Raw genomic sequence first — 22,720 nt, forward strand, 5'->3', positions numbered from 1 at the left:
TTGATATGAAGAGGACTGCTTATGTAGCCAACGAATAGAACTGCTCGGCGGGAGTTTGTCGGGCGCCGTTGTCTTTCATCTGCCCCTTGGCGGGCATTGTCAGGTTGTTGGGTCGATCACGTAAGATGGCGTGATGACGAAATCGAAATCGCTTTATCACGGCCACCGTTTCCCAGCCGAGGTCATCAGTTGCGCTGTTCGTTGGTACTTCCGCTTTCAGTTGAGCTTGCGCGACATCGAGGAACTGCTCCTTGAGCGCGGTATAACGGTGACATACGAGACGATCCGATGTTGGTGCGATAAGTTTGGCAAGGGCTTTGCTCACCGGGTGAAAGCAGCACGACGCGAGCCGGGTAGCACGTGGCACCTCGACGAGATGTTCGTCAGGCTGCGTGGCGAACCGTACCTGCTGTGGCGTGCGGTGGACGAGCATGGCGCGGAACTCGACATCCTGGTGCAAAAGCGGTGCGACAAGGCCGCGGCCAAACGCTTCTTCAAGCGTTTGCTGCGCTCGAGTCTGGTGCCGCGCAAGATCGTCACCGTTCAGTTGCGCAGCTATCCGGCGGCAAAAGCCGAGATCCCAGAACTTGCGAACGTGAAGCACGTGTTCGTCAAAGCGGCAGCCCAACTGAACAACCGCGCGGAGAACAGCCACCAACCGACCCGCGAACGCGAGCGCCGCATACGCGGCTTTCGCGACCCTAAACGTACACAGAAATTTCTCTCGTACTTCGGGCCGATTCGACAACATTTCGCTCTCAAGCGGAATTTGCTGCGCGCTTCACTCTATCGCAAAGAACTCGCAGCCCGGTTCGTTGCATCGTGCGAATTCGCCGAACTCGCCCAAAATCCGTCGACTGCTTTCTGATAGTCGTCACACCTGCCGTCGTGCCGTCTCACTTTCGGCAACTTGACAATGCCCCTGCGACACCTACTTCCTGACCGTTTCGGGCGTCGCGGCCACGCGTGTTTTGTAAGTGCGGGTCTCGGCAGGTATTCCGATCTGCATTTCCAGATTTGTCTCGTTATGAAATTGCGTTTGCAAGCCGCGCTTCCGTCGCGCTCGCCGTGTCTCTCTCCGAGGGGCCTTACTCGTTCCCTTTCGCCTGGCGTTGCCCGAGCGGCCCCGCCATAGCTTCACTTCCACATTCTGCCCATCGGGGAGTTACGAGAACGGGCGCGCACCGGAGGGCGCTTGGTGATTCCTGCGATGTTGGGATGGTTTGCAGTCCGGCAACCAATGTCACGTTGCCCCTTCACATGCTGAACGCTCAGGCCCTACGATCCCACTTCTAACCGGCCGCCTCCCGCCAAGGGAATTCGCAGTTGCATGGACTCTACATTGGCAATCTTCACGGTGTTCCCCTTTCATGTTCTCGAATGGACCCGGTGCCTCGATCGTGTCGCCCGTCGAGATGACATTCAGATACAGCGCCTGGCAGCGCTGCACTCACGCGCGGGGACATTCCACACGTACGGCGGCACGACCGATGAATTGAATTTCAAGCCTTATCCTCACCGACCGCGCGCCTTCGGCACGTTCACTCGAATCGATGCGGCGGCCGCAAGTTTCCGATTTCGACAATCCTATTCTCAACTGAAACCTTTACCACCTTCTATTTTTTGCTTCAATCTCTTCGTACACCATTTCCGAGCTTTGCTCTTTGGACTGTACGCTGGCCTTCTTAGTCCACGTCGCATTACGCGTTATCAGAAGCACTAGTCCGACAGCGACCATACCGAAACCCGCGACGACTTGCATGCCACCTGCAAAACTGCCAGTCGCTTCTTTAATCGCACCCACGACATAGGGACCAGCGAAACCAGACAGGTTGCCCACTGAGTTCATGACCGCAACGCCTGCCGCTAAAGTGCCGGCGGGAAGCAAAGCCGCCGGTAATGTCCAAAAAATGGTCAACGTGGCATACACGCCGAAGGCAGCAAGGCATAGGAGTGCCAGCCTCAGCACTGGCGGATCTACGAGCGTGGAGCCCGCCAAGCCGATCACTGCCAGCATCAGCGGTACTACCAGGTGAAAGCGACGCTCGCCCAAGCGGTCGGATCGACGACCCCACCAAATCATCCCGATCGCCGCTACAGTGAATGGAATTGCGACTACGAAGCCGGCTTGTACTACCGACAGGCCGAATGCGCGCACGATCTGAGGCAGAAAAAAACTCAACCCAAAGTTAATGCCGTTAGCACCTGAATATGCAACCCCTAGCGCCAGCATCAAAGGGTTGAAGAGGCGCTTCAGCACACCTCCGTGACCCGAGGGAGCTTTCACGGCCTCGGCGGCCAAACTGCGATTTAACCAATCTCGCTCTGCATCGGTCAACCACTCAGCTTGCGCAGGAGTGTCGGAAAGCGTTCGGAGAATGATTGGCGTAAGCGCAAGCGCCGGTAGTGCTTCTATGGGGAACAACCATTGCCATCCGTGCAAGCCGCCTATTCCGTTGAGCTGCATCAGCAAGCCTGACAGCGGAGCCCCTATCACACTGGCTACAGGCATCGCCACCAGGAAGCCGGCGATCATGCGGCCGCGTGCAGCCGCTGGCACCCAAAGAGTAAGAAAAAACATAACCCCGGGCACGAAACCCGCCTCAGCGGCGCCCAAAAGCAAACGTACCGCATAAAAGGATTTTTCTCCTTGCACGAACACCATCGCGGCCGAAAAAATCCCCCAGCCAAACATGATCTGAGCTATCCAGCGGCGTGCGCCAAAACGCTCGAGCAAGAGGTTGGAAGGCAGTTCGAGAACAACATACGTCAGGAAGAAAATGCCCGCACCGAGCCCATAGGCTGTAGCCGACAGGCCAATATCCCGGTTCATGGTAAGCGCAGCGAAGCCTATGTTGACGCGATCGAGCCAGGCCGAGACGAAACATATAAATAGCAGCGGAATAAAGCGGCGATTGATTTTTCGCAGCGCGGACGCGGCGAGTTGCTCTTCACGCATCGATGTCTCCAGTTACATATTCTCGAATAGTTTGGATGCCACACAATACAGATCGATCAACACTGCCAGGCGCCGCCAAACCCTTCTCGCCGACGCATCGCGTAGCCTAAGACTGTCAATACTCCAGCAATGAGTTCCTGCCTCCTTACTCAAGATTGTGTACCAACTACTATGTACAAAACGAAGTTGAATGTTGCTCGCTGCTGAATAGTCGGGGGAGTTTAGCGGTCACAGAGTCGGGAGAGTGCTCCTGACATCTCCATCCTGCGCGGCATCACACAAGCCGATACCTTTCGACGGTCTCCGTGTCCCATTTGATGCCATTACCCGGTTGATCAGACAGGATGGCCATTCCGTTCGCAATACGTAGTGGCTCTTGAAGCACCGGATTGGCCCAGTCGACATATTCAAGCCAATGCTTCGTTGGAGTCGCCGCGAGCAGATGCGCGCTGACTTCCGGAAACAGATGAGACGAGACTTGGCGTCCTGTTGCTGCGGCCAGGCCGCTCGCAAGTCGCCACCCGGACACGCCGCCAATGCGGTCAAGATCGAACATGACATAGTCGGTCGCGTCCGCCTTCAGCGCATCAAACAATGGCGCAACGCCCACAAGATTTTCGCCGAGCTGTATTGGCGTTCGCGTTGACGACGCGATTTTTGCCGTATGCGTGAAATCGTCATGTCGGATCGGTTCCTCAATCCAGTACACCCCTTCGTCGTCCAGCAAGGGACAGTACTCCATCGCGCTCGCAAAACTCAGCGCCTGATTGAAGTCAACCATAACGGATACATCGTCGGGCAGCCGCTTGCGCACAGCGCGAACTGCAGCGACATCCTCGGCGAAGCTCGGACGCCCCAACCGCATCTTTACCGCGCGAAAGCCGGTTGAAACCAATTCCTCAGCCTCGTCGGCCGCGCGCTCAGGGGGCATCAACCCAAGACCGTTGCTGTTATAGGCTTGGATCGGCTCCGTTGTTCCGCCTAGAAAAGTGGCGAGCGGCAAGCCTGCCGAAATCGAAAGTGCGTCCCAGGCAGCCGCATCGATCACAGATGCAACCATGCAAAGCGGCCCATAAAGACCAGTGAGCTTGAAATATCGTGCAATCGACCTCGAAAGTTCAATGGGTGCCAGTTCCTGTCCGGCCAAGAACTCATTCAGGTCGCTAACCATCACCCGCAAGGAGCGAGCCACCGATTCGAGATAGCAGAACGCGTATGCCTGGCCCGATACGCCCCCTTCGGTTTCAAGCGTTACCAGAAGCAGCGGCGCGTGGCGGATTGTTTGGGCACTGGTGCCCAAGGGACGTTTCATGGGTACCGAGACTGCGACGGCATTCAATGACCGGATCCTGATGGGATGAGACGTCATGTCTGAATTACCTCTGCAAGTGAAAGACCTCGCATGCCGGGGTGTAGCGGGCGCACGCGTCGCGACGGAACGGTGACACCTGCTCGAATGATGCCCGGCTCGCGAGTGCCAGTCGGATCTTCCGAAATCTTGATCTTGGCTGCAAACAGGCCTACTGATGCGTACCAGCGGCGTACAGCTCAAGGATGTCGGCGATAGCGGTGTTCTTCGGCGTTGGAATATTCAACTGCGCACCGAACTCGGCGACGCCGCCGCTCAGCCAAGGCAGTTCGAGACGATTGCCTCGTTCGAGGTCCTGGTGCATCGACGACGTCATGGTTGCGGGGATGGTGTCGCAGAACGCCAGTCTGTCCTCTGCAAAATTGACCGGCAGGTCGACTCCCTTTGCGCGCCCGACGGCGACGACTTCGTCCATGACCTGCAGGAGAAACGCCCTCGTACGGGGGTTCTCGCGAATGGGGCCAATGGACTTGCGGATTGAAGCCGTCGTGCCGGACAAGCCGACGAGGAACACGAACTTCTCCCAGATGAGGCGCCCGATGTTATCGCTGATTTCAGCGGTGATGCCCGCCTTCACGCACGCTTGGTAAAACGCTTCGACACGCACGGAGCGGCTACCGTCATATTCGCCGAACACAAGTTTCTGCATTGCGCCGGAATGGGCGATGACGCCCGGCTCGGAGATCACGGCTGCGATATAACAGACCCCGCCGATAATCGACGCCTTTGGCACATATTTGGCCAGGATTTCGTCCTTATGAACACCGTTCTGGAACGAAAGGACCGCCGCGCCTTGATCAACCAGCGGCTTGAGTGACTTGGCCGCCGCTTCAGTATCCCAGAGCTTGACCGCCACCAGTACAAGATCGACTTTGTCGACGGCGCTCACGTCCTCAACAACTTTGGGGGTTTCGACGACGAGGTCTCCAAGCGGGCTCGAAACGCGCAAACCGTTCCTGCGCATTGCTTCCAGATGTTTGCCGCGAGCGACAAAAGTTACATCGTAGCCAGCTGCGGCGAGCCGCGCCCCAAAATACCCGCCGACACCTCCAGCGCCCAAGACAGCGATTTTCATATGTCATCCTTATTGGGGTAAATATCTGGAGCCCTTCGGTTCGCTGGGGCCCCCCTATACGGAATCACGTACCTACTAGTAGGTACACTTTCCATCAAAAAAAAATTAATCGACGATGGCCAAGTCGAGAAAAGCCAGGAGGGCTGCTCGCGCGTCGTTAGCGCGGGCTTTTCCCATCGCCCTGCTGACCGTGTAGCTACCTTGCACGACCGACATGATCATAAGCGCGATCTGCCACGCCGGTATTGTCAACCTGACACGCCCAGCCGCTTGTTCTCCTTCCAGCGTTGCTATCAGTCGCGTCTCGAGGTGCCGAAAGTAGTGTGCCAACGGCCGCCGCAACTCTGCATCGTCAATCGCTGAATCCCATACCAGCCGACCTACCCGACACCCCAACAGCGGCTTGGTATTCTGTGCAATGTAAGTCGAGATGCGATCCTTGAAGCGGCCTTCACGGGCCATTACTTCTTCGAAATCAGATATGCGCTCGTCCACGATTTCCTCGATGGCGGTGCGCGCCAACGCCTGCTTACTTGGGAAATGATGATAGAAGCTTCCTTGCCCCGCGTTGCTCTTGAGCTGGATATCCCGAGGGCTCGTTGCCTCGTATCCCTTCTGCCAAAGCAGAGCCTTGGTTGCTTCAATAATCTCTTCTCTCTTACTCATTGCTGCACACCAGAGCCTGACACTAGATGGACAACAAACTACTAGGTACACAATCGGATGTCAAGGTCCTTTCGACTGCTGCCCTGGTCGGCCCTGATAGAAGCGACGCGCAGCCCGTCTATAACCGGCATGCGCGCCTCAGTGGAGGCGCCGATCGCATCGTTACCGAGCCGTCTCACTTCCGGATGCGTCATCGTGTTGCGGCGGCAGCATCCGCTCCAGTACCGCATCGTGTCGTACGGCAATGTGCCAAACCGTGGCGAGGCGATTGAACGAGCGTCCCAGGAAAACCCTGAACTACGAAACGCCAGCCGAACGATTTCAGCAAACTATTGCGTCCACCGGTTGAATCCGCAGGCGTAGAGCAGCCAGTGGCTGCACCGCGCCGCCGCCAATTCCCAGTGAGCGATCCTGCCGGCCATGGCCGGCGGCCGGTGCAACCGTCGCCAGACCAGCCTGAATACAGCGAGGAAGAAGATTGTCTGTCCGAGCGATTTGTACAAAGTGATGTAGGTGAACCGGTCGCCCGCTTGGTCGGGTTCGGACATGAACACCCATGCCAAGATTACCAACGCCAACATCAGTACCGCCGTGGTCCAGTGCAGCGCCTGGGCCAGCGGAGTGTATCGGCCGACTCGGCTTGGGCTCATCGACTATCTCCATAGAAGCTGCCACTCAATCTGTAAGCGCTTGCCGGCCGCGACTATTCGGTTTGTGGGTGCGACACGCGGCTTGTTCGGCTAACCGAGCATTGGGCCACCAGGTCGTCGTCGATGAAGACGGCGATATGGTCGCCGGGTTCGACCGGATAGAGGCCCAAAGGCGTGCCTGCAAGCACGATATGGCCGGGGACGAGAGCAAGCCCGTACTCGGCGAGATGACGCCGCAGCCAGCTCAGCGACGCGGACGGCCCGCCGGGAAGCGGCCACAGCTCGCCCGAACCGAGCAGGTTGCCATTGACGCGGACCGACAGCGTGGCTCGCTTCGCAAGGAAAGTCCGAGATGACAACCAAGGCTCGTCCGGCAAGACGACGCCGGCATTCAAGCCGTTGTTCGCGACCAACTCCATCAGCGTCGGGCGCGGCGCCCTGAAGACGAAGTGATGTAGTTCGATGACGGGAAACGCGGCTGCGATCTGACCGTCATCGCCGATCCGCAAGGCCATTTCGCCCTCGATTGCCAAATGAGCGAAGGCGGCGATGTCGAGTTTGTCACCAGTCTGGCGGATCTCGCTGTCGAAAAGGCAGCCGCGAATCGGGCCTTCCATCCCGAATTGCGCGACCGTACCCGGTCCGGTGCAACCGACCTTGTAGCCAATGACACGATCGCCTGCCGCAACCCGCAAAGCCGTGATGGCCTGTTGAAGATCGTATGCCTGCGGCAGACTCAGGACAAAGCCCGGATCTGCGAAACAGGTGCCGGGCTCGCGCGCGCGGTAATCCCGCCACTGGCGGTCGGCCAGTTTAGCCAGCGCGCCCGTCATTCCGTCGCCCCGATCACGCTTTGACAACGCTTGCCGCCGTCTGGCCGAACAGCAGCTTCTTGCCCTCCTCCGTCACGGCTGGTTGAGCGGAATAGGGTTCGCCCTGGGCATAGGCGCGCACTGATGTTGATGGGATGAATTGTGTAATCCAACGCTGCCTCTTCGAGGAACATCGTTTTTTTTTGGCCGTTCGGCGTCGGCCAGTAATAGAGATCAATCATTTTCGGTTGCTTCCTTTGAATGATTCCGTCAAAGCGCCGAATGGTCCTTCACGGCGTCCTCGAGAGCAGGTTTCAGACCCAGGAACCGTTCGTCGACGGCCGCCGGGTTGTCGCGGTTGAGAGCGGTCATTTGGGCACGCGCTTCGCCACCCCGGATCACCTCGAAGGCATTCGCCTCGATCCCCTCGACGATGGCGGCGGCGACGGCCGAGGCCGGCTCGAGCGAAAAGCCCAACTCGGGCCCGGCGCGGTTCGACTTCATCATCGGTGTGTCGGTGCCGCCGGGATAGGCGGTCAGCACATGGATGCCCTCGCCCTTCAGCTCACGCCGCAGCGCCTCGCCGAAGCGGGCGAGGCCAGCCTTGGCAGCGGCGTAGGTCGCGTAGAACGGCGCGCCGATGAGGGCGATGCTGGAGGCGACGTTGACAACCATTGCGTCGCCGCTGGCGCGCAGCGCCGGCATGGCTGCGCGCGTCAGCATGATCGGGGCCACGAGGTCGACATCGATCATGGCTTGGAGTTCGGCCTCAGGCGTGTTCTCCAGGCGGCCAGCCCGAACACCGCCAGCGTTGTTCACAAGGATGTCGAGACCGCCCAGCGCCTCCATCGCGACAGTGAGCGTCGCCTCACGCCCCTGCGCCGTGGCGACGTCCGCCACGACCCCTTGCATGATGGTGCCTTTCGCCTTGAAATCATCGACGACCGCCGCAACGACCTCAGGCCGTCTGCCCGAGATGGCGACCTTTGCGCCTTTGGCAACGAGCACTTGCGCCACGGCAAGTCCGATGCCACTCGATCCACCGGTGATGAGGACGCGTTTGCCTGCAATATTCATGATTGCCTCCTCACGCTGCCGACGGATAGTTCGACGGGAAGAGCGCGCGGTTGGTCTCCTCGTCGTTGACCCTCTTGATGTCGTGGTTCTTGAGTAGGTTGGAAATAAAAGCTGATCATGGTCGTCTCCTTCAGAGCGGGTTGCTGTTCCAATCCCATAGGGGCGATTCTTTCCGGGTTCCGGCTCGGGCCCAGGAGGGACTCAAGTCGGTGGGCGCGGCGTGTCGAGGCGCCCACCGACTTGGATTTTAATATGCTCGTTCTAAAATAGAGTGCGGCTGTGAATATGGCAAGATGTCCGCCGGTTCAAATCGCATGGATCAGGGAATGGCAAGGCCGAGGGAATTTGACGAAGAGGCCGTGCTCGACGCGGCGATGCAATGCGTCTGGCGCTGTGGCTACGAGGCGACGTCGGTGCGTGATCTCGTTGAAAAGACTGGGATCACCAGCGCCAGCCTCTACAACGCCTTCGGCGACAAGCGTGGGCTCTATGAGAGCGCGCTCGACCGGCATGTCGAAGAGAGCATTGCCGACCGCATCCGGCGCTACGAGGAACTGGAGCCGCGCGATGCGATCAGAGCGTTCTTCGCGGAGATCCTGAAGCGCTCACTCGGCGACCCTCAGCACAAGGGTTGCATGATGGTGAACGCGGCGCTCGACGTGGCGCCGCACGATCCTAAATTCCAGAAGATCGTCGCTGGCGTGCTCGTCCGGATCGAGGAATTCTTCCTGGGTTGCGTCAAGGCCGGCCAGGCTGACGGTACGATCACGCGATTGCTGTCGGCAGCAAACCTCGCCCATCATCTCCTTGGCGTGCTCATCGGCGTCCGCGTGTTGGCGCGCGTTCGACCGGAACGGGCGCTGCTGGAAGGCGTCATCGCGCCAGCTCTCGCCCTTCTGGACAGCGAAGGCGGAGCGTCAGCGGTGTCAAAGCAGTGAGGCCCTTTGCCGAAATCTTTGCGCTGGCCGCCGAGCGCAAAGGCGGCGCTGTTGCGCTGCGGGGTCCCGCATGCCGGCAGAGGCAAGGGGCCGCGCTTACATGATCTTCGTCATGTTTTTGCCGTCCATGCCTTGCTGCGGTGGTGCCAGGAGGGAGCCGACCTCGATGCGAAGCTCCCGGTGCTGGCGACCTACCTGGGCCATCGCTTCCTCGCCGGAACGCAGCGCTATCTGCATCTGATTGCCGAACTGTTTCCGGAGATCACGGCGCGCACCAGCGCCGCCTTCGGTGACGTCATCCCGCGGAGGAACGGATCATGAAACCAACGGATTTCTCCATGCTCGTGACCGACTTCCTGACACACCATCTGGCCGCACAGCGCAACCTAAGCCCCAACACGATCAAGGCCTATCGCGACGTCTTCACCCTGCTGCTGCGATTCTGTCGTGACGGGCGGGAAATCGCACTGGAGCGTCTGTCTCTGGCACAGATCGACGTACCCCTGGTCGAGGCATTCCTTGATCACCTGGCCAACGACCGGCACGTTTCGGTCAGCACACTGAATCATCGCCTCGCGGCGTTGCACGCGTTCTACCGCTACGTACAGTCGGAAGTACCTGAGCGCCTGCGGCAGTGTCGGCAGGTCCTCGCGATTCCGCTGCGGCGACAGCCGCGCCCCAGTGTCAGTTACCTCTCCAGGGAATACCTTGCACAGCTTCTCGCGCAACCGGACCTGCGTACGTCTGAGGGCCGTCGGGATGCAGTGATGTTAAGCGTACTCTATGACACCGGTGCCCGGGTACAGGAGTTGATTGACCTGAACGCGGGGGACGTGCGCCTGGATCCTCCATCGCAGGTGCGGCTCATGGGAAAGGGTCGAAAGCCGCGCGCCGTGCCCTTGATGGACTCGACAGTCGAACTGCTGCTCCAGTATCGACGCAACAACAACCTCGACCGTCCTGAACACGCCGACAAGCCACTCTTCCAGAACCGGCAAGGCACACGGTTATCGCGCTCGGGTGTACGTTATCTCCTGCAAAAGTATGTGATTCCTGTACGGCGAAATCACCCCGACTTCACACAACGGGTGAGTCCTCACAGCCTGAGGCACACAAAGGGAATGCACCTGCTGCAGAGCGGCGTGCCGCTTGAGATCATCCGCGACTTCCCGGGTCACGTGGATGTGAAGACAACGGAGATCTATGCTCGCGCAAATCTTGAGATGAAGCGCAAGGCTCTCGAGAAAGCCACCGACGGTGCGCCGCTTCCAAAGATCCCATCCTGGCAGCAGAACAAAACACTGCTCGAATGGCTACATTCGCTGTAGGACAGCGGAGGTTACGCACGTCGCTTGTTGGCTGCGGGCCTCCCCATCCAGGCCAACTTTTATGTAGAGTTCCTACGACCGGAAACCTTTGCTATCGCGAGCGGGATTCGACACTGCACATAACAACTTTCGGCCGGTAATAAAGAGAAGTCGTCGCGATCGAGGCATGGCGCAGATTGTCCCGTACCGTTGTCAGTTCAGCGCGTTGCGACAGCGCGTAGGTGGCGTGCGTGTATCGCATCCAGTGTTGACTCGCGACGCAGCCTGGCGGCAAGTAGCGGATTGCCACCGTCAAGCTGTTCGGCGGCGGTCCGGAAGAACCGTTTCATGGCTGCCCACAATCGCACGCCGCTCATCGTCCCGGCAGCATCAACGCCCAAGCTGCCGACGACCGGTGTCCTGGGATGCCACCACCGCATGGCGATCGGACAGGTTCCGCTCAAGTTGTAGACGATCGCAGTCGGTACACGACCACCAAACACTGTATAAAAACACAGGTATAATGTGTCGCGTGTGCCAGCTGCGAAGCTGAATACCAGCGCGATTCGAGGTGTATTTGATGGCCTTTCAGGAAGTTCTTTTCGGACCTGAACCCGTTTCGGTGGTTCGTGACGAAGAAGGCGGAGTCCGTTACCTGCCCGCATCTATAGGCCCACAGCTTGCCCATCGCTGGTTCGATCTGTTAATGCGTAACGCTAGCTGGGGTGCTTACCGTCGCATGATGTACGATCGCGAGGTTGCCGTTCCCCGTCTGATGGCTGGCTATGCGGAAGATGCGCAAGCCGAATTGCCGGAGCCTTTGACGGAAGCCTTCAACGTGATGCGCTCCCTGGTGGGAGCTCCATTCAATCATGTTGGGTTGAATTTGTATCGTGACGAAAACGACAGCGTCGCACCGCACGGCGATAAGGTTGAGAAGCTCGTTATCGGCCAACCTATCGCGGTCCTGTCATTAGGTGCAACTCGACGCATGTCAATTCGGCCAAGGCGTGATACGGGCCGCGTCAGACACATCGATCTGGAGGCAGGAAGTGTCCTGGTGATGAGCTATGAATCTCAGTTGACGCATGAACACGGAATCGCAAAGATGGCGCAAGCCTGTGAACCACGGATCAGTCTGGCGTTCCGCTGCTTTGCCCTCTGACTTAGGTAATCATGCTCTTTTGCTTTCCGTTTCACCTTTTTGACTCGACGGTCGGAGGAGACATGGCTGTAGAAGTGGAGAATGGCGTCCGTCGCTCAGTCTAGGTGGGCCATGGACTGAGCGACTCTCATCAGCTACGCGCTGTAAGGGCCTCGCAACCGGTCGCGCTCAGCCTGGCTGCTGTACGTTTCTGCGAGCTTACGTATGTCTTGCGCTAACCGAGGGTAGCCGGCTTCACCGATAGCTGTTGCGCGATCGGCATATCGTCTCGAGATTTCCAGCTCAGCCGCGCCGCCAGAAAAACCATAGGTTCCGCGCGAGTTGAACAATTCGGTGACCATTCCGCCTCGCATGGCCTCTGCGTCGCGCCCGTTTAGCGCGTGCGCTAAGGTCCGATCGAGCCATAGACCGTCCGGATCTGCTGGAGCACTAGCAAGGCATTTGCCGAGCATACTCATCGCGACATCAAGATGACCACTTTCAGCGCTTTCTCGCCTAACACTGGCTAGCCATGCTGTGAAAACAGCGGCCTTTATTTGCCCGCTATCGCCAAGTCCCGGACAGATGCGCCAACCAGCAAGGAGCCGATAAGCATTGCTCGCAACCCTCTCCTTGAGAGCAGCATCTACACCATCGTCCGAACCGGACGGGCCATTCTTCGAGTGGAACGCGAGCTTCACTAAATCGCAGAAGCAATCTGGGTCGCTCGCCATCCGTCGATGCAGGAAAATCGGTTTGTGCTGAGGTTGGCGATCCAGAAGCACAAAAAACTCCCACTCGATTTTGCACACCGCGTCGGCGCCAGCATCCGCCCTGCTCTGTAACTCTTCAAGTAACCTGCCGATCTCGTGTAGGCCGATACTGGCGAAATCTGCTGTTGGAGAAATAGCAGTCAGGAACACCTCAGTTAGGAGCGAGGTTGATACCTCTTGTCCGATGTGCAGCGCCCTATGGAGCAACCGCATCGCCGCAAAGGGCCTGTTGTTCGCAAGAAGCTTCTTTACGCCGAGCAGCAACTCATCTGGCTCGATGTTAACATTCGCTCCGACAGCAGCCCAGTAGATCTCGCCGACCGCCGACTCGAGAGTCTCGAGGCGTTGCCAGGCCTCGTTGCCGAAGGGCAACGAAGTGAGCAGACGTGCAGCCTCGGTCGGCGACCAGTTCGGCAGCGATAGGCTATCTACCCACGCCCAACCTTCCTTCCTGAATCTCGCCCAGGCATAGCTCGACGCCCCGTCACGAAGAAACTCGGCGTCGTTGACAAGGTCAGCTGGTAGGACCAAGCGATCAACGTCCGTATTCCCAATCTCGCCCCACGCAATCCCCAGCAAACGCGGAGATTTCACCGCGACCATAAATTCGACAAGCGCTTGATGTCCTTGGCTCAGCAGTTCGCGAACGGCGGTGCGCCGCCGCTCGGCCAGCACCCGTACATGCTTGTGCCAATCTCCATCGTCCTGATAGGTGACGGGATCATTGGGATCGAACAGGCCAAGATGTCGGAGGATCGGAGACTGAGGTGCGAGCATGGTCGCAATATCGGCGAGGCGATCGACTTGAGTGGGTCGCATCGCCCACGCCGCGCCGGGAAATTGACGGTGCTTCCCGATCATCTCGCACAAGGCTTTCCACAGCCCGTAGCGAGCATGTTCATCAAGCGCTCCCACTTGCTCGCTCTCGAGCAGCGACGCTGCGTCGTTCCATGACGGCAACGGCAGAGAATCAATCCTCGCTACCAGGTCGGCAAGCTTGGCCTTGTCGGATTTCGCCGCGTCTGTGGCAAGCCTGATGTATTCGCGGGTTTGCTCTTCAAATGACGTGTCACCCACTGAATCGGACCAGTCCTCCGGAATGGAACCCCTGTAGGTGGGCTTATGCGTGCCATTCGAAAAGACGTTGGCGTTCGGAAGCAGTCCGAGAAGTAGTTTCCACCCGATTTCCGGAAACGACCGCTGGAGCCCTGCCACAGCAGCGAGGCGTGCGGAGAACGGCGCGCAGGTCTGCGGAAGCCAGGGGAGGAAAATCGTGATGAGCGAATTTAAAGGACGATTGCTCCAATTCCCGCCTGGGTCAAGGAGGGCGAGCTCGGCGAGGCAGTTCACGACCTGCCCCAGATGCTCCCGCTCCCATGCTAATGTCTCGAGCGCCCATAGAAGTCCAGTCAGATAGTTGCGTCCGAACGCCCCGCTATCTTCCTGTTCGAAGACCTCGACAAACGGCGATGGCTTTTCACCCAACGCCGTGTCGACGCAATCGAGGAAAGACGATGGCGATGCTTCTGCGAGCATCGGCAGTAGCATGTTCAAGCTCGCCCAACGGCTCGCCGAAGCGTTTTCGAGGAGCCCGTGGACAATCTGGGATGCAACCCACGCCGGGCGCCCGACAGTGCATGATCTCAATGCGCGCGGCTGCGCACCCATGAACGCGACTGTTTCCGAGATGCCTTCACGAAGCCTCGAAGAATATGAGAACGCCTTCCCGAAGATCCCTGCTGCGTAGCGGCGCTCCTTCGCTAGTTGCAGCTCGGGAGCATCTTCAGCCAGTATCCTGAGCGCAGCCGCTTTGAACGCATCCAGATGGGAGTCATAGACGTGACTCGCCAACGCCTGCCATCCGTCGTGTCGTGAGACGAATTTCCAAACACGATCCTGGTGTGTCAGAGGAGCGCTCGGTTCCACAGCGGCGTTGCGAAGCACGCTAACCCAGTCGTTGTATGGCTTACCTGAAATTGCTTCTACCGTAGCGACGTCGTCTGCCTTCTCCTCGTTCCATCCGCCCACCAACATAGCGACGGCGAGATCTGCGGCATACGGTCCCGACGCCCATCCCGGGACGGCTGAGTTTCCCTTGAAGCAACGTACGAGCGAACTCAAGTCGCCGTTGCTTCTGCGCGCCAGAATTCGAGCGCGTTCGTCGGGAAAGCCAGCCTCTCTTAGCGTGCGTTCTATCTCATGCGTGGCCGGAGTGGCCAGTTGTACGGCGAATGGCTGCTTCACGCCTCCAGGAGACCCAGCGAACACGACCCGATGACCAGCCCGCCGAGCCTTTTCGAGTAGCAGTGCGCCCCGCTCACTCGCGACGTCAAGCTCCGGATCGGCGACCAGAACATGGGGCTGGCGTCGTGCGACAAAGTCCGTCCATGCGTCCGCCCCAGAAATCACTACGCAGCTACCTGCCACGTCTGCGCGCCGCTCCTGCTCAAGGCTCGCGATGTAAGCTGAAACAAAATCCACAGCCTGTCCCGGGTGATGAGTTTCGAGCCGAAGCTTCGCGACGTCACCTCGCAGAACCGCGTCAAGCCGTTCACATGCGTCCTCCCGTCCGACGAGGAACGTCGCTGGAGTCAGCGCGACATCTCCTTCGCCGGAGCTGACAAGCGCCCAATGCTCTCCCGGCAGTTCGAGCTGATGCACGGCAAGATTCAGGCGTTTTGCGAGCCACAGCTCAACCACCGGCATCTCGTGCAACCAGTCGACCAGCTTCGTGCCGTCGATAACGCGCACGCTGGCCCACTCCTTCCGCTGCTGGCGAGTTTCGAGCCAGGCTAGCTGATTCTCGTCCCTCCAATCGCCCTTCCACCCCCTGCGACCGGAAAGCGGTGTGACGAAAATAAACGTGGACTCAACACGCACATTCGCTGGCACAGCCTCGGTGCGCTCCCGGTAGTCGCTCGTCGCCTTGTCGCCCGCATCCAGGTTCGTGCCGATCTCCCAATACGAGCGACCTTCCGGCACGAACGGCTCACAGGCGAATATGGTTTGCAACTCTCCGTCGGGGCCCGATTGGCCGATGCTGTCGCCTAGCGGGAAACGGCGATTCCTCGGTTGCGGGGACGATGCGGCAACAAGGCGCCAAACGAGCTCCACGATGATGCCTTGGGCTTCGACGGCATGCCCTCTTACCCAGTCATCTAGCAAATTTTCGGTGATGAGACTCACAGGATCTCCGACGACTACATTGTTCTCTTGGCGACAGCAAACCGAATTCAAATGCAATCCGATCGTCCTTACAGGACGAAAGACCTGTCGTAGACGGCAGGGCCGATCTCGCTGATACGCACGCAGGATTGTAGGAGTGCGTATTCGCGGAAACAATCGTATCGGTGCCCTGGAAACGGGCGGCGCAGCATCGTGAGAAATTGCGCATCCAGGTCCGTGAGCCAGGTCCAATGGCCGCGCTCGGCGCTACGTCCGGGTCGGGGTGAAAAGCTACTCCTGGAATCTGGAAAGTGGTCGCGCTCCGGATGACAATACGATGATGCCCGACTTAACATCCGTACCTGTCGCGCGCGTGCCGATGGGCCCGAGCACTCCAATTTATGCCTCTTGAATTGATGAGCTGTGCGTTGGCGGCTGGTATCCCGAGTCCTGACGCGGGAATCGTTCGTCTCGCAGACACTCCGGTACGCGCAAAACCGAGCGAAATTCAATCGAGCAAAACACCTCTTTTTGCCACATCGAAAAATATTTCTGGAATCTTGTCGAAAACCGCTCTGAACGGAGCATTACTAGGTGAGGCGATGATGTTTTTAGGAACCATGGCAGCTGTTTCACGGCCATCGGCCAGCAGCGGCGCAGTTGCAACCCCGAGTCAGGTGCAAGCGGCGATTGCAGGATTGACGGATCGTGACTTCGCGGTTTTGCAATATGAGGCAGGACGGATATGTGGGAAGTATCGCGAACTGTCGCCAGACGACGCTGGGGATCTGCTCCAGGATGCCTTTCAGTCAGTAATCGAAGAGCGGCGGTACTGGCAGCCGGCCAATGTGGCGCTCGTGCCGTTTCTGATAGGGGTGATGCAGAGTCTCGCGCACAACTACCACAAGCATATGAAGGGATCGCGTTCTGTGAGCATTACCTACGAGCATCAGCTGCCTCCGACTGAAGATGGCAGTTCCGCGATCGACACGATCGCAGCGGACGGCCACGCATCACCGGAGGAGACAGTCAGCGAGCTGCAGGAGCTTGCGCTTGTCGAGACAGGAATCGCGATTCTGCGAGCGCAATTGACGCAGCATCCGGAGTCGCTCGCCATCCTCGAAGGGTTGCTGGACGGCAAGGAGAAAAAGGAGATCAGGCAGGACCTAAACATTGAATGGACCACCTTCTGGTCAGCCGACCGACGTCTCACCCGCGCAATCGAAGCTTACAAACGGAGCATCTGATATGAACGCCAGCAAGAAAACGCAGTTCGACCGCGCCCTTGAACACAGCACTGTCGACTTCCTGACGAACGCCTCCGACAATGAGGTGACGGCGTTCTTTCAGGAAGAAGGCTTCGATGTCCACACTCTCGCCCAGCAAGGTCGAGATGCACTTGCACGCGCTCAAGTGGCCGCTGCCGGCAGCGAGGCGAAGGAAGCATCGACCGGCAGCGTGAATCCCTTCTCGGACATCGAGCGGCCGGAATACAGGAATCTGGCTCATGAACTGGGCATCAACACCATGTTCCTCAATCGCATCAGGGACCGCGAAGTGTTGCTCTCCGACTTCCCGGCCATCTTTCTGGAGCGGCTCGCTGCCGGACTACGCGTAACGATTGAAACGCTCCGACAGTATCTATCGCTGCCGCCCGCACCTACGGTCGGCGGCATGTTCCAGTCGGACGCGAAGCCGGTTATCGCCGACGAAGCCAGTCCTTTCACTACGGTCGCACGGGAATCCGGCCTGTCCGAGGATGAAATCAAACGCCTGTTTGAATGAGGCGTGCCGGCGTCGTGTTGCGAGTCGAAAAAATTTTGCCGGTTTGATGGCGCCGGACCGGTTTACTGGGATGGCGCTCGTCAGAGGAGGACATCTTGCCAAGGCCCTTAACTCGAAGAAATGCGGAAGGTGAAATTTACAAACGCCTTTCGACCGTCGATGACGATATCGCCCAGTGGGAGACGGTCGACGCAAAGATTGTCGCAAGCACAGCCGAAAATCTTGACTATCGTGCGGGCGGCTACATCCGGCACGAAGTGCTTCTCCACCTGCTGCGCATAGCCGGCAAGGACCGACGGTCCGACGATTTCTATGCACTCTTTCAGGTCTTTATGGCGCGGGTCAGGCACCTGATACGACCTTGGCTCGCACGCCGCCCCGGCAACCCCGACGAGCTGGTCATGGAAACCTGTTCAGCGATCGCAAAACTGTTGGCCGAAGATGCTGCGGATCCGGCCAGCGACGAGGTGGACTACTTCGAGGTCCGCTTCGCGAAAGCGTTGTATTTCTTCGTGCTTGACCGGCTCGAGGAGAACGAGCGCTGGTACTCGATGCATCAGTCCAGTGAGGATCTGGTAGACAACAGCGAATTTATCGACGTCACGTCCCTCGACGACAGCCGGGGCCTGACGGGACCGGAAAAAGCCGCCCTCGGCGCGCAGATCATCCGTGCGTTTCACGCCCTTTCAGATGAAGAACGTTCGATTCTTGAACTACGCTATCTCAAAGGGGTGAAGACGAGTTCAAAGGATGCCGACGAGGAAACGATTTCCAAAAAACTCAACCTCAGCGAGCGCACCATCCGCAACCGCCTCACGAGTGCTACCAAGAAGCTGTCGAAATTCAAGGAGCGTCAATGACTTCCATCAAGAAATCGTCTCCTGTGCTGCGCGAAGTATTAATACAATTTTCCGTTGAACAGGACACCCCCGACCAGCAACTTCTCGACTCATACATCGAGAAGTATCCCCAATTTGAGTCCCAGTTGAGGAGTCTTGCGTCCCAGCTTATGGACGCAAGTCTGGAGGCAAGTCAATGTGAAGATGAAACAAGGAGCATTGACTCTCAAGATATCGAGGAAGCGGCAATATCTGTGAGTGTGTTCCAGAGCCGATACTTCGAAGAGACTGGGTGTGTGTTCGGAGAACCTCAGGAAGATGCCAAAACTATCGAAAACCGACTGAGTTCTCTTGAGAGACCGGCCTACAGGAGCCTCGCTTCCCGGCTTGGAATAAACACAGTAGTTTTGAATCAGCTACGCGACCGGGAGATTGATTCCACAACGATCTCGCAACGCTTCACAAAGCGTCTTGCACATGAGCTTAATGCGAGTGTTCAAGTGATTCTGCAATTTCTCAACTCGCCATCTGCGGTATCACCCATGGCAAGTTTCAAGGCCGACGACAAGCCACACAGCACCTCGAAGGAAAGCTTCGAGGAAGCTTTAATGCACTCCGGACTAGATGAAGAGCAAATTAGGTCCCTTCTCGACTGAGGACAACAATGAGTTCGTTTCGTGGGGCAAGACAACGAGCTGTAGAGTTGCATACGAAACTGGTGGCTGCAGGCGTGGATCCCCTTGACATCAAGGCCCTGATTAATGCTGCAGCGAAGGACCTTGAACTTGAAATCATCCCTCTTCCCTCTGGTCATAAACAACTGAAGGGGGCAAAGGGAGTGCTTGATCCGCAAAGCGGAGATATCTACCTCGAAAAGGGAGCGTCATTCATAGAGATGGCGGTCGTGGCGGCCCATGAGATTGGCCACGCCTGTCTTCACGTGGAGCACCTCTTTTGCAACGAGGATGATATGGCCGGTGCATCGGCGCAGCCGAGCCAGGCGCCCTCCAGCAAGGTAGGAGACTATGGTCCACATGAGCGGCGTGAACTCGAGGCCAATGTATTTGCCCGGGAACTCTTGCTACCTCGCGAACTTTGCGAAGGGCTATACCTTGACCAGGGTATGAGCGTAATCGACATCTGTTCTGCGACCAGCCTGCCCAGCCGACTCATCAAACAGCAATTGCTGGATGCTCTTCTGCTTCCGCCACAACCAGAGCCTCCGTCAGAAACCCCCTCGACGAGTGCTGTCGGGCTTGATCCCACACAAAAGTCAGCTGTCGCCCATCGTTCAACCCCGTTTCAGCTGATTGCTGGGCCCGGAACTGGCAAAACTCGCACGCTCATAGCGCGAATCGTCGATCTGGTCGAGGAAGGAGTGGCGCCCGAATCTGTCCTCGTCCTCACTTTCTCGAATAAGGCTGCCACCGAAATAACGGACCGGCTGCAGCTTGCGCTTGGAGAGAAGGCCCGACGTGTTTGGGTGGGGACCTTTCACTCGTTTGGACTCGATCTGGTGCGTCGGTATTACGACCAACTGGACCTGCCTTCCGATCCGCCCATCTATGATCGCAGCGATTCCATCGATGCGCTCGAGGAGCTTCTTCCCGTGCTGCCGCTGCAGCACTACTACAGCCTCTCAGACCCTGCAAGAATTCTGAAGGATGTTCTCGTCGCCATTTCCAGGGCCAAAGACGAGCTCATCGACCCGCAGGAATACCGTCGGCTCGGCGAACAGATGCGAAGCGCGGTGTCCGCCTCTGCAGATCCGGCGGCAGCAGAGGAAGCAGCCGAAAAAAGCTTGGAGGTAGCTGTAATCTACGACGAGTACCAGAAGATGCTGAAGAGTCATGGGGCGGTTGACTTCGGCGACTTGGTCATGCGCCCTGCGCTGCTGCTCGCCAGTGATGACACTATCCGTCAGCAGGTTCAGGAGCGCCATCGGCATGTATTGGTAGATGAATATCAGGATGTCAACTACGCCAGCGTACAGATGCTTAAGGGCATTGTTGGCGCCGGAAACCGCCTCTGGGTCGTCGGAGATCCGAGGCAATCGATTTACCGGTTTCGTGGCGCAGCTCCGGCCAACATGTCGAACTTCGGCTCCGATTTCGCGGGAGCGGACCAGTCGCGGCTCGAAGTTAACTACCGCTCGTCGACGGAGATTGTCGACGCTTTTGTCAAATTTGCTGGTCCCATGGGGGCATCCCGAGGCATATTGCCGCTTTCGCTCGAAGCCAACGCTGGTGCGAGCGGCACCCCTCTTTATTTCACTGCTTCGCCTACGCTCGAAGCAGAGGTTGACGCCATTGCCTCGAGCATTCTTGCGCACCACGGACAGGGCTTTGGATATTCGCAGCAGGCGGTCCTCTGCAGGACCAATGCGAGGTTGGCCGCGATTGCAAACGGGTTGGAAGCGCGAGGAATTCCGGTCCTTTATCTCGGAAGTCTCTTCGAGCGCAGCGAAATCCGCGACCTGCTCTCTCTGATGAGTCTCGTCGCCGAGAAATTCGCCGGCGGCCTGATTCGCGTTGCCACTATGCCCAGGTATCGGATGTCGCTTGAGGACGCGACCGCTGTCATCCGGCATGCCCAGCGCCCCGACTCTGCTCCGCTGGCGTGGCTGGAGCCGGATGCTTCGATCGAGTCCTTGTCGCTCGCCGGACAGGCCGCGCTCTCCACATTGCGGCAGGACCTGGACGGTCTCGCACTTGACTCGCCTTGGGAGTTCCTGAGCAGCTACCTGCTGGAACGGTCGACGGTCACCCGTGACCTGGCGGTGTCTGGCTCCATTCCGGACCGCATGCGAGCTGTCGCCATCTGGCAATTTCTCGACTTCCTCAGCCAGCCGGCGCGAAAGAAATCGGCACATCCCGTACAACAATTGCTCGATCGGATCCGGCAGCTGGTGCTGATGACAGAAGAGCGCGACCTGCGCGTCGTGCCAGATGAAGCGACTCATCTCGACGCGGTCCGCCTTCTGACCGTGCATGGCAGTAAGGGCCTCGAGTTCGACGTGGTTCACCTTCCCGGCCTCTCCAAGTCAAGTGTCCCTACCAACAGACAGGCGGACAAGTGTCCGCCGCCGGATGGCATGATCTCTGGCTACGCAGGACTGTCGGCCAAGGAAGCTCGCGACGTGACGCACAATGACGAGGAAGAATGTCTTTTCTTCGTGGCGCTGTCCCGCGCTCGCAGGCGACTCCATTTGTACCGGTCCGAAACGCAGAAGACGCAGAACAGGGGAGCTTCGCCCTATCTGCAACGCCTCGGAACTCGTGTCAAGACGTCAACTGTCGAGCCCTTCGCCACCGAGGCTTCAACCGTTCCGGTCGACCAGCCACGAGTCCGCTGGCCGGCCCAACTGACCGTAAGTCAGACGCGGCTGCGGGCCTATGACAAATGCCCCCGGAGGTTTTTTTACAGCTACGTTGTCGGGATTCTGACCGCACAGAGAAATAGCGCTTTCGCACGTACGCACGACTGCATTCATCGTCTCGTGAATTGGGTGAGCGAGCGACCCAAACTCGGTCCAGCGGATGCGGCAGTCGTCGCAGCGGAGTTTGAACGTCTTTGGCTCGAGCGCGGGCCGACCGGGCACGCCTACGCCGCCCGCTACAACGCGCTTGCACATCGAATGGCGAGGCAACTACTCGCATTCAAGGCTGAAGGAGCGGTTTCGGCCGCACGGGATGTCGACGTCCCGTTTGCAAGCTCGTCCGTCAGCATCCGCGTCAAAGGTCACGATGTGACGCAGACCGGAGACGGAACCTGCATCATCCGATACGTCCTGACGAAGCGAATACCGAAAAAGGAAGACGACACGCTCGATGCGACCATGCATCATCTGGCGGGACGCCACGCGTATGGGAAGCGCTACGCTATCGAAGTTGTGTCGCTGACCACTGCCGAGCGCAGGATTCTTGAAACAACGGACAAGAATCTGATGTCCCAGTCTGAGAAGTGTGAGCAGATGCTCAATTCAATGCGTCGTTGCGACTTCCCGGCCGATCGCGACGACATGCGTTGTCCCCGCTGCCCGCACTTCTTTATTTGCGACGCCTCTCCAGGCGGAGAGATTGATCCAAAGAATTTGTGAAACCTGCTTGCCGGTTTCGCAATCGCCAGACGGTTTACATGATAAGGGAGCGCAGTAGCGTA

18 protein-coding genes and 2 pseudogenes are annotated in these 22,720 nt (G+C 58.3%); 10 read left to right on the forward strand and 10 right to left on the reverse strand.

The genetic code is table 11. From position 1 onward, the window contains the following. Positions 1-19: 19 nt before the first annotated feature. Positions 20-142 (reverse strand): annotated as a pseudogene (locus tag J3489_RS27620) (IS6 family transposase); the annotation flags it as partial. On the opposite strand from J3489_RS27620, the gene J3489_RS27625 reads away from it, so the two are divergent. Continuing rightward, positions 134-868 carry an IS6 family transposase gene (locus tag J3489_RS27625; protein WP_207003697.1) on the forward strand — a complete coding sequence of 245 codons (735 nt, stop codon included), beginning with the start codon at positions 134-136 and terminating at the stop codon, positions 866-868. The pseudogene J3489_RS27620 and the gene J3489_RS27625 sit on opposite strands and share 9 nt — an antisense overlap. A gap of 738 nt (positions 869-1,606) precedes the next feature. Here J3489_RS27625 and J3489_RS27630 read toward each other — a convergent pair. The 8 genes and pseudogenes from J3489_RS27630 to J3489_RS27665 form a co-directional block, all read right to left on the reverse strand. Beyond that, a complete protein-coding gene (locus tag J3489_RS27630; protein ID WP_207003613.1) occupies positions 1,607-2,959 on the reverse strand; it encodes an MFS transporter in 1,353 nt (450 codons plus the stop codon). A 274-nt stretch (positions 2,960-3,233) separates the two neighbouring features. After that, positions 3,234-4,328: an enolase C-terminal domain-like protein gene (locus tag J3489_RS27635; RefSeq protein ID WP_207003616.1), complete on the reverse strand. Its 1,095-nt coding sequence runs from the start codon at positions 4,326-4,328 to the stop codon at positions 3,234-3,236. 151 nt (positions 4,329-4,479) lie between these two features. After that, the gene (locus tag J3489_RS27640) at positions 4,480-5,403 is read right to left on the reverse strand and encodes a 2-dehydropantoate 2-reductase (RefSeq protein WP_207003617.1); all 924 of its coding nucleotides are present in this window, start codon (positions 5,401-5,403) and stop codon (positions 4,480-4,482) included. 105 nt (positions 5,404-5,508) lie between these two features. Further along, on the reverse strand, positions 5,509-6,069 hold the full coding sequence (locus J3489_RS27645; RefSeq protein WP_207003619.1) for a TetR/AcrR family transcriptional regulator: 561 nt from the start codon (positions 6,067-6,069) through the stop codon (positions 5,509-5,511). Between the two features lie 329 nt (positions 6,070-6,398). Beyond that, entirely contained in the window at positions 6,399-6,719 is a 321-nt protein-coding gene (locus J3489_RS27650) for a cytochrome b (protein ID WP_207003621.1), read from the reverse strand. A 53-nt stretch (positions 6,720-6,772) separates the two neighbouring features. Next, complete coding sequence (locus J3489_RS27655) at positions 6,773-7,552, reverse strand: 2-keto-4-pentenoate hydratase (protein WP_207003623.1); 780 nt, start codon at positions 7,550-7,552, stop codon at positions 6,773-6,775. Positions 7,553-7,671: 119 nt separating this feature from the next. Then, positions 7,672-7,773, reverse strand: a pseudogene (locus tag J3489_RS27660) (thioredoxin domain-containing protein); the annotation flags it as partial. A 28-nt stretch (positions 7,774-7,801) separates the two neighbouring features. Further along, positions 7,802-8,608, reverse strand: a complete 807-nt coding sequence (locus tag J3489_RS27665) for an SDR family NAD(P)-dependent oxidoreductase (protein ID WP_207003632.1) — start codon at positions 8,606-8,608, stop codon at positions 7,802-7,804. Between the two features lie 326 nt (positions 8,609-8,934). Here J3489_RS27665 and J3489_RS27670 point away from each other — a divergent pair, with 326 nt between their 5' ends. The 4 genes from J3489_RS27670 to J3489_RS27685 all read left to right on the forward strand — a co-directional run bounded on the left by J3489_RS27670 (position 8,935) and on the right by J3489_RS27685 (position 12,018). Then, complete coding sequence (locus J3489_RS27670) at positions 8,935-9,546, forward strand: TetR/AcrR family transcriptional regulator (protein WP_207003698.1); 612 nt, start codon at positions 8,935-8,937, stop codon at positions 9,544-9,546. A 6-nt stretch (positions 9,547-9,552) separates the two neighbouring features. Continuing rightward, a complete protein-coding gene (locus tag J3489_RS27675) occupies positions 9,553-9,867 on the forward strand; it encodes a site-specific integrase (protein WP_207003634.1) in 315 nt (104 codons plus the stop codon). After that, positions 9,864-10,874 carry a site-specific integrase gene (locus tag J3489_RS27680; RefSeq protein WP_207003642.1) on the forward strand — a complete coding sequence of 337 codons (1,011 nt, stop codon included), beginning with the start codon at positions 9,864-9,866 and terminating at the stop codon, positions 10,872-10,874. Before J3489_RS27675 ends, J3489_RS27680 begins: the two co-directional genes overlap by 4 nt. A gap of 559 nt (positions 10,875-11,433) precedes the next feature. Next, entirely contained in the window at positions 11,434-12,018 is a 585-nt protein-coding gene (locus J3489_RS27685; RefSeq protein ID WP_207003644.1) for an alpha-ketoglutarate-dependent dioxygenase AlkB, read from the forward strand. Positions 12,019-12,152: 134 nt separating this feature from the next. Here the strand turns inward: J3489_RS27685 and J3489_RS27690 are convergent, their stop codons facing one another. Continuing rightward, the gene (locus J3489_RS27690; protein ID WP_207003646.1) at positions 12,153-15,956 is read right to left on the reverse strand and encodes a hypothetical protein; all 3,804 of its coding nucleotides are present in this window, start codon (positions 15,954-15,956) and stop codon (positions 12,153-12,155) included. Positions 15,957-16,336: 380 nt separating this feature from the next. On the opposite strand from J3489_RS27690, the gene J3489_RS27695 reads away from it, so the two are divergent. The 5 genes from J3489_RS27695 to J3489_RS27715 all read left to right on the forward strand — a co-directional run bounded on the left by J3489_RS27695 (position 16,337) and on the right by J3489_RS27715 (position 22,658). Next, the gene (locus tag J3489_RS27695; RefSeq protein ID WP_207003648.1) at positions 16,337-17,182 is read left to right on the forward strand and encodes an RNA polymerase sigma factor; all 846 of its coding nucleotides are present in this window, start codon (positions 16,337-16,339) and stop codon (positions 17,180-17,182) included. Position 17,183: 1 nt separating this feature from the next. Continuing rightward, a complete protein-coding gene (locus J3489_RS27700) occupies positions 17,184-17,720 on the forward strand; it encodes a hypothetical protein (RefSeq protein ID WP_207003650.1) in 537 nt (178 codons plus the stop codon). Positions 17,721-17,815: 95 nt separating this feature from the next. Next, a complete protein-coding gene (locus tag J3489_RS27705; protein ID WP_207003652.1) occupies positions 17,816-18,580 on the forward strand; it encodes a sigma factor-like helix-turn-helix DNA-binding protein in 765 nt (254 codons plus the stop codon). Beyond that, a complete protein-coding gene (locus tag J3489_RS27710; protein WP_207003654.1) occupies positions 18,577-19,215 on the forward strand; it encodes a hypothetical protein in 639 nt (212 codons plus the stop codon). The genes J3489_RS27705 and J3489_RS27710 overlap by 4 nt, the downstream gene beginning before the upstream one ends. A 47-nt stretch (positions 19,216-19,262) precedes the next feature. Next, positions 19,263-22,658, forward strand: a complete 3,396-nt coding sequence (locus tag J3489_RS27715) for an ATP-dependent helicase (protein ID WP_207003664.1) — start codon at positions 19,263-19,265, stop codon at positions 22,656-22,658. Positions 22,659-22,720: the final 62 nt, after the last annotated feature.

Origin of the sequence: Trinickia mobilis, assembly GCF_017315705.1 — a bacterium.
GTDB lineage: Bacteria > Pseudomonadota > Gammaproteobacteria > Burkholderiales > Burkholderiaceae > Trinickia_A > Trinickia_A mobilis.